Source organism: Jiangella muralis, assembly GCF_001270745.1.
In the GTDB taxonomy this organism is placed as follows: Bacteria; Actinomycetota; Actinomycetes; order Jiangellales; family Jiangellaceae; genus Jiangella; species Jiangella muralis.
Genome location: NZ_KQ434761.1, coordinates 33093 through 50117, shown reverse-complemented (window position 1 = coordinate 50117; position 17025 = coordinate 33093). Strand labels below are relative to the sequence as shown.

At 75.4% G+C, this 17025-nt stretch carries 13 protein-coding genes; 5 read left to right on the top strand and 8 right to left on the bottom strand.

What is annotated here, in order from left to right; genetic code table 11:
- Positions 1–64 precede the first annotated feature (64 nt).
- Entirely contained in the window at positions 65–904 is an 840-nt protein-coding gene (locus ACW62_RS18105; protein ID WP_053205524.1) for a GNAT family N-acetyltransferase, read from the bottom strand.
- Positions 901–1758, bottom strand: a complete 858-nt coding sequence (locus tag ACW62_RS18100; RefSeq protein ID WP_240477336.1) for an RDD family protein — start codon at positions 1756–1758, stop codon at positions 901–903. The genes ACW62_RS18105 and ACW62_RS18100 overlap by 4 nt, the downstream gene beginning before the upstream one ends.
- A gap of 107 nt (positions 1759–1865) precedes the next feature.
- On the opposite strand from ACW62_RS18100, the gene ACW62_RS18095 reads away from it, so the two are divergent.
- Positions 1866–5564 carry a S8 family serine peptidase gene (locus tag ACW62_RS18095; RefSeq protein ID WP_053205522.1) on the top strand — a complete coding sequence of 1233 codons (3699 nt, stop codon included), beginning with the start codon at positions 1866–1868 and terminating at the stop codon, positions 5562–5564.
- A gap of 219 nt (positions 5565–5783) precedes the next feature.
- Here the strand turns inward: ACW62_RS18095 and ACW62_RS18090 are convergent, their stop codons facing one another.
- The gene (locus tag ACW62_RS18090) at positions 5784–6779 is read right to left on the bottom strand and encodes a helix-turn-helix transcriptional regulator (protein WP_053205529.1); all 996 of its coding nucleotides are present in this window, start codon (positions 6777–6779) and stop codon (positions 5784–5786) included.
- Between the two features lie 72 nt (positions 6780–6851).
- Here ACW62_RS18090 and ACW62_RS18085 point away from each other — a divergent pair, with 72 nt between their 5' ends.
- The gene (locus tag ACW62_RS18085) at positions 6852–7853 is read left to right on the top strand and encodes a stage II sporulation protein M (RefSeq protein ID WP_053205521.1); all 1002 of its coding nucleotides are present in this window, start codon (positions 6852–6854) and stop codon (positions 7851–7853) included.
- Here ACW62_RS18085 and ACW62_RS18080 read toward each other — a convergent pair.
- From ACW62_RS18080 to ACW62_RS34120, 5 genes are read right to left on the bottom strand one after another with little or no spacing between them, the layout of a single operon-like run.
- On the bottom strand, positions 7850–9145 hold the full coding sequence (locus ACW62_RS18080) for a DUF58 domain-containing protein (RefSeq protein WP_053205520.1): 1296 nt from the start codon (positions 9143–9145) through the stop codon (positions 7850–7852). The two genes, ACW62_RS18085 and ACW62_RS18080, sit on opposite strands and share 4 nt — an antisense overlap.
- Positions 9145–10128, bottom strand: coding sequence for an AAA family ATPase (locus tag ACW62_RS18075; RefSeq protein ID WP_240477335.1), 984 nt, complete (start codon positions 10126–10128; stop codon positions 9145–9147). The genes ACW62_RS18080 and ACW62_RS18075 overlap by 1 nt, the downstream gene beginning before the upstream one ends.
- Positions 10125–11351 (bottom strand): DUF4350 domain-containing protein, encoded by a 1227-nt coding sequence (locus ACW62_RS18070; RefSeq protein ID WP_053205519.1) that lies wholly within the window; start codon positions 11349–11351, stop codon positions 10125–10127. The genes ACW62_RS18075 and ACW62_RS18070 overlap by 4 nt, the downstream gene beginning before the upstream one ends.
- Positions 11348–12013 carry a DUF4129 domain-containing protein gene (locus tag ACW62_RS18065; protein ID WP_053205518.1) on the bottom strand — a complete coding sequence of 222 codons (666 nt, stop codon included), beginning with the start codon at positions 12011–12013 and terminating at the stop codon, positions 11348–11350. The genes ACW62_RS18070 and ACW62_RS18065 overlap by 4 nt, the downstream gene beginning before the upstream one ends.
- On the bottom strand, positions 12010–13644 hold the full coding sequence (locus ACW62_RS34120) for a hypothetical protein (protein WP_053205517.1): 1635 nt from the start codon (positions 13642–13644) through the stop codon (positions 12010–12012). Before ACW62_RS34120 ends, ACW62_RS18065 begins: the two co-directional genes overlap by 4 nt.
- Before the next feature lie 237 nt (positions 13645–13881).
- Here ACW62_RS34120 and mtrA point away from each other — a divergent pair, with 237 nt between their 5' ends.
- The 3 genes from mtrA to ACW62_RS35320 form a co-directional block, all read left to right on the top strand.
- Positions 13882–14559, top strand: coding sequence for an MtrAB system response regulator MtrA (mtrA, locus tag ACW62_RS18055; RefSeq protein WP_046769651.1), 678 nt, complete (start codon positions 13882–13884; stop codon positions 14557–14559).
- Between the two features lie 4 nt (positions 14560–14563).
- Complete coding sequence (mtrB, locus tag ACW62_RS18050; protein ID WP_053205516.1) at positions 14564–16369, top strand: MtrAB system histidine kinase MtrB; 1806 nt, start codon at positions 14564–14566, stop codon at positions 16367–16369.
- Positions 16362–17025: LpqB family beta-propeller domain-containing protein (locus ACW62_RS35320; RefSeq protein WP_205629440.1), on the top strand; the 664-nt coding region annotated here is incomplete at its 3' end. The genes mtrB and ACW62_RS35320, both read left to right, overlap by 8 nt.

Below are 17025 nucleotides of genomic sequence, written 5' to 3'. Positions count from 1 at the left end.
CAGTCGTCCTACCTGGGCATCCCGGTCGACGGCCCGTACAAGAGCGAGCACTACCGCTACTGAGTCACGCGCGGCGGACGAGGCGCACGTTGCGGGCGTAGGCCCGGAACCCGAGCGCCTCGTACGCCGCCCGCGCGGCCCGGTACCCGTCGTCGCCGCGGGCGCACACCCGGGCGTCGCGGGCGCCGAGGTCGCGCGCGGCACGCAGGGCGGCCAGCGAGGCCGCCCCCGCCAGCCCACGCCGACGGTGTCCGGGCGCGGTGCCGACCGGTTCCAGCACAGCGACCTCGCCGTCGACCCAGGCGAGCGCCGACGCGGCGGGGGTGCCGTCCAGCGCGACGATCAGCTGGTCCAGTTCGGGCCGGTACGACGGAGCGCGCAGGACACCGCGGTAGGCGGCCTCCGGCATCGCGACGTCGAACGCGGCGGAGTGGACGGCGGCCCGCGCGGCGGCGTCGGCCGGCCGCCACGCGTACCCGTCCGGCAGCGCGGCCGCCGGGAGATCGTCGAGCGAGCGGCGCAGGTGGACGAAGAACGGGCCGTCGTCGCTGGGCACATAGCCGTGCCGGTCGAGCTCGCCGATCAGTCCGGTCTCCGCGTCCAGGACGGTCGCCGTACGGCCGCCGAACCACGCCACGAGCTGAGCCGTCAGCGCGAGGTGGGACGGGTCGAGCTGGAGGTCCAGCCGTTCGCCGCGGGCCCACGCCCATGCCACCACGCGACCGCCGTGCCGCCAGTGCGCCGTCCGCCAGGCCGGGTCCGGCTCGCCGTGCTCGTACCAGAACCACGTCAGCTCGCCCGGATGCCAGCGGCTGGACCAACTCCACGCCCGCCCGGCGAGGTCGCGCATCGCGGCCAGCTGCTCCGGCCCGGCGCCGTCGACCCGCTGGTAACCGGCGGTCACGAGGGCGGGGCGAACCCGCCGTCGGTACGCGACGGCGGCTGGGCCGGCTGCACGGGCGGTGGCGGCGGCGTGGACGAGGACGGCGGCTGCGGCGGGAACGGGCCGGCCGCCGGGCCGTAGCGCAGCGCGTCACGGCGGCGGCGTTCGGCCAGCACGGCGGCGAGGTAGTCCCACGGCGGCAACCCGGGCGGAGGTGGCGGGCTGACCAGCGCGGACACCTCGTTGGCGAGGTCGACGGCGAGCCGGGTGCGCACCTCGGGCGCCAGCTGCGGCGCGCGGGCCAGCAGCGACCGCGCGGCCATGGCGAGCCGGTCGGGCAGCCGGGACAGCTCCAGCGACGCGGCCCACGGGGCCAGCCGCGGGTCGAGGACCGGCAGCGGCGCGGCCGTCGACGGGATGCGCTCGCGGACGACGACGGTGCCGGCGAGCACGTCGCCGATGCGTTTGCCGCGCGAGTTCAGCAGCGAGCAGACCATGGCGCCGACGCCGAGCGTCAGCACGAAGTCGGCGAACACCCCGGCCAGCGCGCGCACCAGGGCGTGCCGGAACCGGATCGGGCCGCCGTCGTCGCGGACCACCCGCAGCCCGGTCGCCGCCTTCCCGACCGACTTTCCGCGGGTCAGCGTCTCGACCGTCGTCGGGATGACGACCAGCAGGAACACCGTCCCGCCGATGATCAGCGCGGCCGCCAGGGCCTCGTCGACGCCGGGCGCGATCTGGCTGAGCAGGTACAGCAGCCCGAACCCCACCACCGCAAGCACCAGGGCGTCGAGCAGCAGACCGAGCGCACGCGACGGCAGCTTGGCCAGCCGCAGCTCGAGGGGTACGGCTTCGCCGGTCACCAGGTCGCTCACCCGGCCAGTCTGCCGTAGCCGCGCCCGCTGTCCGAAACGCGACATGTCGTAACCCCGGCACCCGCCACCCGATGACAACGGCGGCCGCGGCCGCCACGGTGGCTTTCATGCCGAATCGGTTCATACCGCTCCCTGCGCTGGTGAGCGTGGTCCTGCTGACGGTGACCGTCGCCGGCCCCGCCCCGGCCGCGCCGGTCACCACGCCGGCCGCCGCACCCGCCGCACCCGCCGCACCCGCCACGGTCACGCTGGTCACCGGCGACGTCGTCCACGTGACGGAGGTCGCGGAGGGCCGCCGGTCGGTGCGGGTCGACCCCGCGCCGGGCCGCGAGGACGTCACCGTCCACCAGCTCGAGATCGACGGCCGGTCGCTGGTGATCCCGTCCGACGCGATCGCGCTGCTGGCCGCCGGCCGGCTGGACCGGGCGCTGTTCGACGTCGACGCGCTGATCGAGCAGGGGCACACCGCATCGCTGCCGCTCATCGCCACCTACGCCGGGGCGGCCCGGACGGCGGACGTGCCTGCGGGCGCCCAGGCCGGGCCGGAACTGGCCAGCATCGGCGGCCGGGCGCTGGATGTCGCCGCCGACGACGCGGCGGCGTTCTGGGCCGCGCTGGCCGGCGCGTCGACACTCAGCGGCGGCATCGAGAAGCTCTGGCTGGACGCCCGGGTCGCGGCGACGCTGGACCGCAGCGTCCCGCAGATCGGCGCGCCGGCCGCCTGGGACGCCGGGCTGGACGGGGCCGGCGTCACCGTCGCGGTCCTCGACACCGGCGTCGACGCCGAGCACCCGGATCTCGCCGGGCAGGTCGCCGCTGCCGCCGACTTCTCCGGCAGCACCTCAACGGCCGACCGGTTCGGCCACGGCACCCACGTCGCCGCGACCATCGCCGGCACCGGCGACGGCGGCACCCCGAACCGGCCCGGGGTCGCGCCCGGCGCCAGGATCCTGTCCGGCAAGGTGCTCGGCGACGACGGCTCCGGCGACCTGTCCAGCGTCATCGCCGGTATGGAGTGGGCGGTCGCGCAGGGCGCCGACGTCGTGAACATGAGCCTGGGCGGCGGCCCGTCAGACGGCACCGACCCGCTCAGCCTGGCCGTGAACGAGCTCAGTGCGCAGAGCGACACCCTGTTCGTCGTCTCCGCCGGCAACGACGGCCCAGGCGCGGTCTCCATCGGCAGCCCGGGCAGCGCCGACGCCGCGCTGACCGTCGGCGCCGTCGGCCGGGACGAGTCGCTGGCCGAGTTCTCCAGCCGCGGCCCGCGCCTCGGCGACCAGGCGGTCAAGCCGGACATCACCGCGCCCGGCGTCGGCATCGTCGCCGCCCGCGCCGCCGGCACCGCGTTGGGCACGCCGGTCGACACGCTCTACACGTCCGCCAGCGGCACGTCGATGGCCGCGCCGCACGTCGCCGGCGCCGCCGCGCTGCTGGCCCAGCAGCACCCGGACTGGACCGGCGAGCAGCTCGAGGACGCGCTGGTCAGCACGGCCCGGCCGAACCCGGACCTGACGCCGGACCAGCAGGGCGCCGGCCGCGTCGACCTCGCCCGGGCGGTCGCCCAGCCGGTCGTCGGCACCGGCAGCCTGGCCCTGGGCACGTATACCGACGGCGACACCACCCCCGTCGCCCACGACGTCACCTACACGAACACCACCGCGACGCCGGTCGAGCTGACCGTGGAGCTCACGCTCGCCGGCCCCGGCGGCGCGCCGCCCGCACCGGACGCCGTCGTGCCCGGCGCCGAGGCGGTGACGGTCCCGGCCGGCGGGTCCGCCACGGTCGCCCTGACCGTGGACCCGGCCGCGCTGGGCCAGGGCCGCTACACCGGCCGGCTGGTGGCCGCGTCGGCGGACGGCGCGACGACCGTCGCGACGACGCTCTGGCTGGTCAAGAGCGCGCCGGTGCACGACGTGACGATCAGCGCCGTCGACCGGGAGGGGCAGCCGGCGTTCGCGTCGCCGGTGGTGCTGATCGGCGCCGACCCGCGGTACGACACGCTCACCCTGCTGCCCACCGGCGGCCCGCGGCGGCTGCAACTGGGCGCGGGCGACTACTTCCTGCACGCGCTCGTCTCCGGCGAGGTCGACGGCGAGGAGGCGACGTTCCTGGTGGTCGACCCGGACCTGGAGGTCGCCGGCGACACCGAGGTCGTGCTGGACGCGCGGGAGACGCGGCGGGTGGAGATCCGCACGCCACTGCCGGCCGAGCAGCGCGGCATCTGGGGCTTCTACACGCACCGCGATGTCGACGGGCGGAAGGTCACCAACGGGACCATGCAGTTCGACTCGGTCCGGTCCCTCTGGGTGACGCCGGCGGACGAGGCGACCGGCGGCACGTTCGAGCTCATGTCGCGCTGGCAGCTGGTGGCGCCGGCCTTCACCGCGACGGCGTCCGGCGGCGCGCGGCTGTCGGTGACGCCGCAGCCGCTGAACCAGTCGCCGCTGTTCGACGGACGCCGCACGCTGGACGTCGTCGCGGCCGGCGCCGGCGGCGAGGGCGACTACGCGAAACGCGACGTGCGCGGGAAGGCCGTCGTCGTGTGGCCGACCGGCGAGCCCGACGCCGACGCACTGGCGGCCGCCGCCGCGACGGCGGGTGCGGCGATGCTGCTGGTCGTCGCGCCCGGCGGTGGCGACTGGCCGCAGTTCTGGCGCCCCGACGGCGACCGGCTGCCGCTGCCCGCGGCGACCTTCTCGCCGGCCGAGGCGCGTGCCGTCACCGATCGGCTGGAGGCCGGGCGGCTCCGGCTGCGCGTCGACGGCGTCGCCGTCAGCCCGTACCTCTACGACGTCATGCAGGTCTCGTCCGGCCACGTCCCCGACCCGATCGTGCACACCGTGAGCAGCGCGAACAGCGCCGTCGTCACGGCCGGCTACCACCAGAACGGCGACGGGACGTGGGCGAAGGAGCAGCGCTACGGCTGGCGACCCTGGCAGACCGACACGATCATCGAGCAGCAGCGCTACGTCGGTACCGGGCGGGAGCGGGAGGAGTACGTGTCGGCCGGCGACACCGTCTGGCGCCAGCATGTGCTGCACTACCTCAGCCGCGACGACATGAACCCGGTGACGTCCGGACTCAGCCACGATCTGCGCACGTACGCCGCGGGGGAGCGGCTGCGGGAGTCGTGGTTCGCGCCGATCGTCCGCCCGGCCGTCCCTGCCGGCGCTGCACCCACTCGGACCGGCGACACGCTCTCGCTGCACATCGCCGAGTTCGCCGACGCCACGCACACCGGCCGGCCCGAGCCGTACCTGTTCGACGAGCCGGACCTGGTCGAGGCCCGGCTCTACCAGGACGACCGGCTGATCGCCGAGGCCGGCGCCGTCTGGGGCACGTTCCCGGCGACCGGCGCGTCCGGACGGTACCGGCTGGAGCTGGGCACCGAGCGGCGCCGGCCGGACTGGCAGTTCGCGCCGCGCACCGACACCGTGTGGACGTTCCGGTCCGACCGCCCCGCGGCCGGCGCGAGCGCGGTGCTGCCGTTGCTGCAGGTGGACTACGAGGTGCCGGCCGGCCTGGACAACCGGGTCCCGGCCCGTCCGCCGGCGCGGCTCGCGTTCACCGCCCGGCACCCTGACGGGCTGGCCGACCCGCCGCGGATCGTGCGGCTGCGCGCCTGGGTGTCCTACGACGACGGCGGCCGGTGGACGCCGCTGGCGGTCCGGCGCGACGGCGACGGCCGGTGGGCGGCGGACGAGCGCGGCCGCGGCGGCGAGTACGTGTCGCTGCGGATCGAGGCCGCCGACGCCGACGGCAACACCGTTACCCAGACCGTGGAGCGTGCCTATGGCCGACGGTGACGGTGTCGGAGCGCGGCGCCCCGCGCGGCGCCGTAGCCACCCCTCCCGGCCGGGTGGGCCACCTACGTTACGGGCGAGCACTGACAACGTCGCTCCCACGCGGCGCAGTAGCCACCCCTCCCGGCCGGGTGGGCCACCAACTCTACGGACGAGCACCGACAACGCCGCCGCCCCCGGCGCCGCCGCATCAGGTCAGCCGGCCGCGTCAGGTCAGCCGCGTCAGGCCAGCCAGTCGCGGCGGGCCATCTGCCAGGCGAGCTGCATGCGGGTCTCGGCGCCGGCCAGCGCCATCAGGTCGCGGATGCGGCGCTGGACGGTGCGCATGCTGACGCCGAGGCGGGTCGCGATGGACTTGTCCGTCACGCCCGCGACCAGCAGCGACAGCAGATAGCGCTCGTCGCCGGAGAGCGCGGTGGCCGGCCCGGGCCCCTCACCGGGGCCGGCCACCGCAACACCGTCGGACAGCCGTAGCGGCGTCGCGGCCGACCAGTAGCTCTCGAACAGCGCGATCAGCGCCGTCAGCAGGTTGCTGTCGCGGACGATCGCGGCGGTCGGCTCGGTGCTGTCGTCGCTGCGCGGGACCAGCGGGCAGATCGCGACCGACCGGTCCGAGATCGCCAGCCGGACCGGCAGCGTCGGCGCCGCTCGCGCCAGCTCGCCGGCCGCGATGGCCTTCGCGACGTCGTCGATCATGCCGGGCTCCTCCAGCAGTTGCCGCTCGTACAGCACCCGGTAGCTGACGCCGCGGGCGAGCATGTCGTACTCCTCGACGTTGTCCTCCGACGGCATCGCGACGTGCCCGGCCCGGCAGAACCACAGCAGCTCCTCGCGGGTGCCCAGCTGGACGGCGCGGATGCGCTGGCGGATCGCGTCGCCGCCGGTCACGATCTCCAGTAGCTGCCCGGCGTCGCGGCGCCGGGTGGTGGTGAGGTGCTCCTCGGCCAGTTCGGCGACGGCGGACCGGGCGCGGTCCAGCGCCTCCTGGCCGCGCAGCAGCAGCGGCCCGAACGCGACGTCGGGCGGGTTGGCGGCGTACCGCTCGCCGCCGCCCGGCAACCGCCGGACCAGGCCGCGTCCGCTCAGCCCGTCGACCACCGCGGCGGCGTCGGCGCCGGGCAGCCGTGCCGCGAGGTCGGCGATGTCCAGCTCGCCGGCCCGCACCAGCAGTCGGTAGGCCGCTTCCTCGGCTGGGGTGACGCCGGTGCCTTCGAGCATCGTGTCCTCCTCGTAGCGTGATGCCCTAGTGTCGGACACGGGCTCGGAGTCGGCACGCGGAAGGGACGGCAGGTGGACCTCGACGCGTTCGTCGCCGCGCACCGCGACGAGTGGGACCGCCTCGAACGGCTGGTCCGCCGCCGCGGCCGGCTCACCGGGCCCGAGGCCGACGAGTTGGTCGCGCTGTACCGCGCCGCGTCCACCCACCTGTCCACGCTGCGCTCGGCCGCGCCCGACCCCGTTCTGCTCGGGCGGCTGTCGGCGCTGGTGGCGCGGGCACGGACGGCCATCGCCGGCGCCCACGACCCAGGCTGGCGCGATGTCGTCCACTTCCTCACCGTCGGTTTCCCGGCGGCCGTGTATCTCAACCGGCGCTGGTGGATCGGGGCTGCGCTCGCGTTCGCCGTCGTCTCCGTCGCGGTCGCCTGGTGGGTGGCCGCGAATCCCGCCGTGCAGGCGTCCATCGGCGCGCCGGAGCAGATCAGACAGCTGGTCGAGCACGACTTCGAGGACTACTACTCGGCGAACCCGGCCGGGTCGTTCGCCGCCCGCGTGTGGGTGAACAACGCCTGGGTGGCGGCGGCCTGCCTCGCCCTCGGGGTCTTCCTCGGCATCCCGGTCGTGTACGTGCTGTGGATGAACGCCGTCAACGTCGCCGCCTCGGCCGGGCTGATGGCGGCGGCCGGCCGGCTGGACGTGTTCTTCGGCCTGATCACGCCGCACGGCCTGCTGGAGCTGACGGCGGTGTTCGTCGCCGCCGGGGCCGGGCTGCGGCTGGGCTGGACGGTGGTCGATCCGGGTCCGCGCGGCCGCGGCGAGGCGCTGGCCGAGACCGGACGGGCGACGCTCGGCATGGCGCTCGGGCTGGCCTGCGTGCTGCTGGTGTCCGGCGTCATCGAGGCGTTCGTGACGCCGTCGGGCCTGCCGACGTGGGCGCGCATCGCCATCGGGGTGCTCGCGGAGGCGCTGTTCCTCGCCTACGTCTGGGTGTACGGACGGCGTGCCGTGCTGGCCGGCGAGGTCGGCGACATCGCCCGCGACGCCCGCGCCGACACCCTCCCGGTGGCGGGCTAGAGCCGCCCGGTGGCCTTCAGCTCCAGGTAGGCGTCGGCGACGGCGGGCGGGAGGTCGGCCGGCGGCTGGTCGACGACGTGGGCGCCGCGGCGGCCGAGCAGCTCGGCCAGCTGGGCGCGGGCGAGGCGGTCGTGCTCGGCGGCGGCAGCGGCGTAGACGGCGTCGGAATCGCCCCGGCCGGCGGCCAGCTCGGCCAGCCGGGGGTCGGCGACCGACGCGATCATGACGGTGTGCCGCCGGGTCAGCCGTCCGAGCACCGGCAGCAGCCCCAGCTCGACGGCGCTGGAGTCGAGTCCGGTGACGATGACGACCAGGGCGTGCTGCCCGGCCCGGCTCAGGATCTCGGCGGTGAGCTGCCGGTAGTCGGTCTCCAGCAGCTCCGGCTCCAGCACCGCCAGCGCGCCGACCATCCGCCGCAGCACGTCCGTCGCGTCCAGCCGCGGCACGTCGGCGCGGACCTGGCGGTCGTAGGCGAGCAGGTCGACGCGGTCGCCGGCGCGGGCGGCCAGCGCGCCGAGCAGCAGCGCGGTGTCGATGGCGGCGTCCAGCCGCGGCTCGTCGCCGACCCGTCCCGCGGACGTCCGGCCGGTGTCGAGGACGATCAGTACGTGCCGGTCGCGCTCGGGCCGCCACGTCCGCACGACGACGCCGCCGTGCCGGGCGGTGGCCCGCCAGTCGATGGACCGGACGTCGTCGCCGCGGACGTACTCGCGCAGCGAGTCGAACTCCGTCCCCTGGCCGCGGACCCGCACCGCGGACCGGCCGTCGATCTCGCGCAGCCGGGCCAGCCGCGACGGCAGGTGCCGGCGGGCCTGGAACGGCGGCAGCACCCGGACGGTCCACGGTACGGCGTGCGAGCCCTGCCGCCCGGCCAGCCCGAGCGGGCCGAGGCTGCGCACCGTCACGCGGTCGGCGGTGCGGTCGCCGCGCCGGGTGGGCCGCAGTTCGGTCTCGACCAGCCGCCGCTCACCGGCCGGGAGGTCGACGGCGACGCGGTCGGCGACGGCGCCCGCGGACGGCGGCCACGCGTCGCGCAGCAGCCCGCGGACCCGGCGGCGGCCGTCGTTGCGCACGCTCAGCCGCACGGTCGCCGTCGTGCCCAGCCGCGCGGTGTGGTCGCCGTCGCGGGACAGCCGCAGCGCCCGCGGCGACCCGGCCAGCAGCACGTCGACCAGCGCCAGCGCCAGCACGACCCCCGTCACGCCCAGGATGCCGGCCCACGACGGCGCCGCGGCCGCGACGAGGACCGCGCCGATGGCCGCCAGCGCCGCGACCCGCCCAGTCAGGACCATCAGCGCGGGACGGGGACCGTGGCCAGGACCGTCTCGAGCACGGAGTCGGCGGTGACGCCCTCCATCTCGGCCTCCGGCCGCAGCGTCAGCCGGTGCCGCAGCGTCGGCCGGGCCAGCGCCTTGACGTCGTCGGGCGTCACGTACCCGCGCCCGGACAGCCAGGCCCACGCGCGCGCCGTCTTGAGCAGCGCCGTCGCACCGCGCGGCGAGACGCCCAGCTGCACCGACGGCGACGTGCGGGTGGCCCGGCAGACGTCGACGACGTAGCCGAGCACGTCGGGCTCGACCCGGACGGCGGCGACGGCCGCGCGTGCGGCCGCGAGGTCGTCCGGTCCGGCGACCGCCTGGACCCCGGCCGCCGCGAGGTCGCGCGGGTCGAATCCGTCGGCGTGCCGGCGCAGCACCGCGATCTCGTCGTCGCGCTCGGACACCGTGACGGTGAGCTTGAGCAGGAAGCGGTCCAGCTGCGCCTCGGGCAGCGGGTAGGTGCCCTCGTACTCGACCGGGTTCTGGGTGGCGGCGACGAGGAACGGGTCGGGCAGCGGCCGTGGCCGGCCGTCGACGGAGACCTGCCGCTCCTCCATCGCCTCCAGCAGCGCGGCCTGCGTCTTCGGCGGCGTCCGGTTGATCTCGTCGGCGAGCAGCAGGTTGGTGAAGACCGGACCCTCGGCGAAGGAGAACTCCGCCGTGCGCGCGTCGTAGACCAGCGAGCCGGTGATGTCGCCGGGCATGAGGTCGGGGGTGAACTGCACGCGCTTCGTCTCGACCCGCAGCGTCGCCGCGAGCGCCCGGACCAGCAGCGTCTTCGCGACGCCGGGCACGCCCTCGAGGAGTACGTGGCCGCGGCAGAGCAGTCCGATGACCAGGCCGCTGACCACGGAGTCCTGTCCGACGACGGCCTTCGCGACCTCCTCGCGGACGCTGGTGAGCGCCGCGCGGGCGGCGTCGGACGTGGGTGCGGGGGACTGCGCCGAGAACGTCACGATGGACGGGGATCCTTTCCGGTGGGCGAGGCGCCGGTATCCCGGGGGACACCGGCATTCTCCAGGTCGTCGAGGTCGTCGGCCAGCCGCACCAGGGCGGCGTCGTCGGCCGGCGGCGGACCGGTCAGTAGCGCAGCGATGTCCGCGGCGGGCCGGCCGGTGCGGGCGGCGAGCGTCGCGGCCAGGGCGCTGACGGCGTCCGCCCCGGGCTCGCCGGTCTCGCCGGGCAGCCGGGCGGACGCGGCCAGCCGGCGGATCGCGGCCGCGCGCAGCAGCCCGGCGGCGTGCTCGCGGGACCGGCCGCGGCGGTACAGCCGGGCCCGTCCCTCCGTGGTCTCGCTGGCCCGGACGACGACCGGCAGCGGCTCCGTGACCAGCCGGCCCAGCCGCCGGGCCCGCCACACCGCCGCCAGCGCCACGGCGATGGCCAGCTGCCAGGCGCCGGCCCGGACCCAGCCGGGCAACTCGTCGGTGAACGCGGCCGGAGCGTCGGTGCCCTGCTCGGGGATCGGCCGGTACCAGATCAGCCGTCGCGTCTCGCCGAGCAGCCCCAGCGCCAGCGCGGCGTTGCCGTCGTCGTCGAGGTACTCGTTGGTCAGCGGCTCGGCGGTGCCGAGCAGCACCACCTGGCCGCCGCTCTCCGTCGACGACACCGCCAGCGCCGGCTCGCCGTCGACGGGGTAGCAGGCGGCGCCTTCGGACCGGCTGAGGTCGCCACTGAAGCCGAGCCCGCCCAGCCGCGCCGTCCCGGCCCGCTCCGCGACCGGCAGCCCGCAGTCCGGCTGCACCGCGTCCGGCGCGTCGACCAGCGCCGCCGACAGCCCGGGCGCGTAGTCGGGGACCCGCAGCTCCGGCGCCACCAGCACCAGCCGGGCGCCGGTGTCGACGAGGCGGTCGATCTGCTGGGGGCCGAGGAGGTCGGGCACCGTCACCAGCACGGTGTCGTCGGGGCCCGCGGCCGCGACGGCGTCGGCGTTGCTGCGCACGGACGTGATGTCGACGCCCTGCTCGGCCAGCAGCGTCGCCAGCGCCCGCGCGCCCGGGTTGTCGACGCCTTCGGGATCGAGGTAGCCGCGGCCGGCCTGGCTCTGCACGATGCCCAGGACCACGGCCGTGACCAGCAGGAACGCCACGACGGTGAGGGGCCGGCGCCAGCGCCGCCAGTGGTCGGCCCCGGTGGGGTCGAGCGGCCGCGACTCCGGCGGCGCGGTGGTCGTGCTCACCGGGGCACCGCCAGGACGGGTCCACCGGCGGCCGGCTCGGGCCGTGGCCGCACTGCTGCGACGGCGTCGTCGAGCTCGCGCAGCAGCCGGTCGTCGGCCTCCGTCGCCGCCGCGCCGCCGTAGCGGACGCCGTCGAACAGCCGGGCGCCCGCGTGCATGCCGCCGGCCGGTCGCGGGAGGTCGCCGAGCAGCGTCGTGGCCTCACGGGCCGCCTCGTCCGCCGTCCGGCCGGCCCGCGGGTCGAGGACGCCGCGCTCCTCCAGCCCGGCGACGACGGCGCGGAACCGCTCGACGACGGCGACCGGCCAGTCGCCGCGCCCGGCGGCGGCGTCGGCCGCGGCGCGGTACTCGGCGGCGCTGCGCCGGCGCCCCGGCAGGACGGCGCCGGAGCGTACGGTGTTGCGCCTGGCCAGCGGCCCGGCCCGGAGGATCACGAAGGTCGCGAAGCCCACCGCGATGGCGACGACGATGGCCAGCCCCAGCTGGCTGGACAACGTCCCGCTGGCCGCCTCGAGGATCCGGTCGAGCTGATCGGCGAGCCAGCGCAGCACCCTCGTCACGATCGGGGTGTCGCGCTCGTACGACGGCTTCGCGAGCTCCTGCCGGGCGAGCTCGCGTGCCTCGTCGCGGCCGAGGTCGACCGGGATCGACGCCACGATCACGGCGAGCCCGGAGGCACTCCGCTGCCGCCGCGTCCGTGCAGGTCGACGCCGGCCGCTCGGGCGAGCTCGATGTCGAGGCCCTCGCGCCGGATGCGCCGGTCGATGTACAGCAGCGCCGTGGCCGCCGCCGCGAACGGCGCGGTGATGGTCGCCGAGATCATGCCGGCCAGCGTGTTCAGCACATACCAGGTGACGGGGTCGTCGGCGGCGTTGGTGCCGAGCATGGACGGCACACCGAACGGCACCGCCACGACCTGCCCGATCAGGAACGTGATGATCAGGATCAGCAGCAGGATGGCGAACACCCGCCACCACGACGTCTTCACCAGCGCCGCCGACCGCCGCAGCGACTCGACCACCCGGATCGGCCGCGTCGCGCCGCCGTCAGTCGTCGTCTCCAGCATGAGCGACGGCGTCGACAGCGCATAGCGCACGTACAGCCAGATCGTCACCGGGACCGCGGCAACCCCCAGCAGCACGACCAGCGCCGCCGCGGCCGTCCCGCCGACGAACGTCAGCCCCAGCGCCGCCAGCAGCACCACGATGGCCGGGCTGAAGTAGATCAGCGTGTACAGGAAGGTCAGCCCCAGCAGCCGCGGCAGCCGGCCCTTCGACTCGCGCCACGCCTGACCGATGCTGAGGTCGCGGCCCAGCACCGCCTGCCCCACCACCACCGTCAGCACGCCGGTCAGGAACACCGTCACGACGACGGTGACCAGCCAGCCGATCAGCGCCGCCGGGATGCCCCGCGCCAGCGCGTCGAACGTCTCGGCGTCGGTCATGCCGAGATCGGGCTGGGTGATCGTCTCGCCGAACACCCACGCCAGCAGCGCCGACGAGAGGATCTGCGTCGTCGCCGCCACGATCGCGGACAGGCCGAGCATGGCAGCGAGGTTGCGGCGGATGGTCGTGATGGCGCCGTCCAGGATCTCCGTCACGCCGAGCGGGCGCAGCGGGATGACGCCCGGCTTCACGTCCGGCGCCTGCCAGGTCGGCCCCGGGCCGTTCGACCAGGCGCCGTACCCCGGCTGCCCGTAGTTCTGCTGTCCGTGGTGCTGCTGGCCCTGGTGCTGTTGCCCGTAGCCCGGCTGGCCGTGGCGTGGGTCGCCGTAGCCGGGGGCGGCCGGGCTGCCAGGCTGGCCCGGGCCGGGACCGCTCGCGCCGGGTGGGCCGCTGTAGGTGGGGCCGCTCGGACGGTCCCAGCCGCCCTGCTGGCCGGCGGACGGCCGCTGCCAGCCCTGCGGGGACTGGTCCCAGCCGCCGCCCGGACCCCAGCCGCCCGCGTTCCAGCCGTCGCCCTGGCCGCCCTGTCCGCCCTGTCCGCCTGGTCCGCCCTGTCCGCTGGGTGCGCCGCCGCTGGGGGTGCCGCCGCCCGGTGCACCAGCGCCCTGGTCGCCCGGGTTGCTCGGATTGCTCGGGCCTCCCGGGTTGCCCTGCCCGCCCTGCCCGCCCGCCGGGAACCCCGGCGGCTGCTGCGGCGACCAGCCCGGATACGGCGGCGGCGCGGGCGCGGCCACCGGCCCGCCGTCGCCGGCCGGTCCGCTGTCCGGGGCGGGCGCGTCGCCGCGCGTCGCGTCGTCCTCGCGCGCCGCGTCGTCGTCCGGCGGAGGCGCCCCCGCGATCCCGGACATCGGGCTCCCTTCTCCGGCGCCGGACGGCCGTGGTGGGCCGATCCGGCGCATGCTCCGCACGCCCCCAAGGCGCTGTGGCCGTCGCCGTCGCGGGTCCGCGAACCCGCGGACACGCCGGTCTCACCTCAATCCTGTCACGTCCTGCGACCTCTGCTCAGACGAGCCACCGGCGCGTCCGTTGGCACTCTGGCGAGCGACTTTTTCACTCTGAGGCCCGTTCGGTGTCACGATATGGACATGAAGGGACGTGTGCTCATCGTTGACGACGACACTGCGTTGGCGGAGATGCTAGGGATTGTGCTGCGTGGTGAGGGGTACGAGCACGCCATCATCACCCGCGGCGACGACGTGCTGCCGGCGTTCCGTGAGTTCAAGCCCGACCTCGTGCTGCTCGATCTCATGCTGCCCGGCCGCGACGGCATCGACGTGTGCAAGGAGATCCGGGCCGAGTCCGGCGTGCCCATCGTCATGCTCACTGCCAAGAGCGACACCGTCGACATCGTCGTGGGCCTCGAGTCCGGGGCCGACGACTACGTCGTCAAGCCGTTCAAGCCGAAGGAACTGGTCGCCCGCGTGCGGGCCCGGTTGCGCCGCACCGACGACCCCAAGCCCGAGACGCTGCAGGTCGGTGACGTCGTCATCGACGTCGCCGGTCACTCGGTCAAACGCGACGGCCAGCCGATCTCGCTGACGCCGCTGGAGTTCGACCTCCTCGCCTGCCTGGCCCGCCGTCCGTGGCAGGTGTTCACCCGCGAGGAACTGCTCGAGAAGGTGTGGGGGTACCGCCACGCCACCGACACCCGGCTGGTCAACGTGCACGTGCAGCGGCTGCGATCCAAGATCGAGCACGATCCCGAACGACCCGAGATCGTCGTGACCGTCCGTGGTGTGGGGTACAAGGCCGGACCTGGGTGAGCGGATGATCGGTCCCGTCGGCGGGGACGGCGCGGGGGCGGCAGCGGCGGGCGCGGGCGCCGACGCGCTGTCGCGGTTCCTGCCGCGCCTGGCCCAGTGGTCGATGCGGCCGTGGCGGCTGGTCCGGGGCGCCTGGCGGCGCTCGATCCAGTTGCGCGTCATCACGGCGACGCTGGCGTTGTCGCTGGTCGTCGTGTCGCTGCTGGGTGTCACGCTGTCACGGCAGATCACCGACGGTCTGCTGCAGGCGCACCGCGAGGCGGCCGTCGCCGATGCCGCCGCGGGCGTCGACAGCGCCCAGCGCACGCTCGCGGTGTCCGACGCGCCACCCGACGAGCTGCGTCAGACCTTGACCAGCATCGTCGAGACGCTCGCGGCCAGCGGCAACACGTCCATCGCGAGTGACCCGCTGTACGAGATCGTCGTGCTCGGCGGAGAGGGCGCGCGTACCTACCGCTCCGGCGTCAGTCCGCTGAGCGTCCCCGGCTCGCTGCGCGATCGGGTCGCCGACGAGGAGCGGATCTTCCGCACCTACACGTCGATCCTCTACCTGGACGGCCGCGAGGTGCCGGGGCTGGCCGTCGGCGGCCAGATCACCGATCCCTACGGCGGCGACTACGAGCTGTACTACCTGTTCCCGCTGACCGAGCAGCAGCAGACCGTCGACCTCGTCCTGACGGCGCTGGCAACGGCCGGCGTGCTGCTGATCGTGCTGCTCTGCGCGCTGGCCTGGCTGGTCGCGCGGCAGGTCGTGACGCCGGTGCGGCTGGCGGCGCGCATCGCCGAGCGGTTCTCGGCCGGCAACCTCGCCGAGCGCATGGCCGTCCGCGGCCGCGACGACCTCGCCCGGCTGGCGATGAGCTTCAACCAGATGGCGGCCAGCCTGCAGCACCAGATCGGCCAGCTCGAGGACCTCTCGCGCATGCAGCAGCAGTTCGTCTCCGACGTCTCGCACGAGCTGCGCACGCCGCTGACCACGGTGCGCATGGCCGCCGACGTCCTCTACGAGTCGCGCGGCCAGTTCGACCCCGTCACCGAACGCTCCGTCGAACTGCTGCAGGCCCAGTTGGACCGGTTCGAGGCCCTGCTCACCGACCTGCTGGAGATCAGCCGGTTCGACGCCGGCGCCGCCGCGCTCAACGCCGAGCGGTACGACGTCCGCGACGTCGTGCACAAGGTGGTCGACGCCACCACGCCGCTGGCCGTCGAGAAGGGCAGCGAGTTGGTCGTCGAGGTTCCGGTCGAGCCGGCGATGGCCGAGATCGACGCCCGGCGCATCGAGCGCATCGTCCGCAACCTCGTCGTCAACGCCGTCGAGCACGGTGAGGGCCACGACGTCCGCATCACCGTCGCCGCCGACGACCACGCCGTCGCCGTCACCGTCCGCGACCACGGCGTCGGCCTGAAGCCGGGGGAGTCGTCGCTGGTCTTCCACCGGTTCTGGCGGGCCGACCCGGCCCGGGCCCGCACCACCGGCGGCACCGGCCTCGGGCTGTCCATCGCGCTGGAGGACGCGCGGCTGCACGGCGGCTGGCTGCAGGCGTGGGGCGAGCCCGGCGAGGGGTCGCAGTTCCGGCTCACGCTGCCCCGGCTGGCCGGCGACGACCTGCGCTCGTCACCGCAGGCCCTCGTCCCCGGCGACATCGGCGACGGCGGGCTGATGGACGCCAGCGCCATCGGGGCGCCGTACCGCCGGCTGCTGCCGTCCGCCGACGAACCCGACGACGGGCCGTCGCCGGTCTCGTCTGCGGCGCCGCCCGAGGTTACGCCGTCGCCGGCCTCGTCGGCAGAGGAGGTGCGGCATGGGTAGCCGCCGCGTCGCCGTCACCGTCGCCGTGCTGGCCGCCGCGGCCGTCGCCGCCGGGTGCAGCGAGATCCCGACGTCCGGCCCGGTCGTCGACGCGGGAGCCGTCGGGCCGCAGGCCGACGACCAGAGCCGCTACATCGAGGTCATCGAGGCGCCGCCGCTACCGGGAATGACGCCCGAGCAGATCGTCGACGGGTTCATCGAAGCCATGGCGTCCTACCAGCCCGGTTACGAGACGGCCCGCGAGTACCTCACCGAGGAGGCCGGCGCGGGGTGGGACCCGTACGCCCGCGTCGGCGTGTACTACGAGGCCAAGCCCGACACCCAGCAGCTCAGCGACAACGTCGTCCACGTGAAGACGACGCCGCGCGGCGAGGTCGGCGCCGACGGCGCGTTCAGCGATGGCGACGGTCAGCTGCCGCGCGAGTTCGACCTGCAGCTGCAGCAGATCGACGGCGAGTGGCGCATCGCCAACCCGCCGCCGGGCATCCTGGTGTCCGACTTCAGCTTCGAGCGCGAGTACCAGGCCCGCAACGTCTATTTCTTCGACCCGGGCTTCGAGGTGCTGGTGCCCGACGTCGTCTACCTGCCGCGCACCGCCAACGACGCCACGGCGACGCTGCTGGCCCGCAAGGTGCTCGCCGGCCCGACGGAGTGGC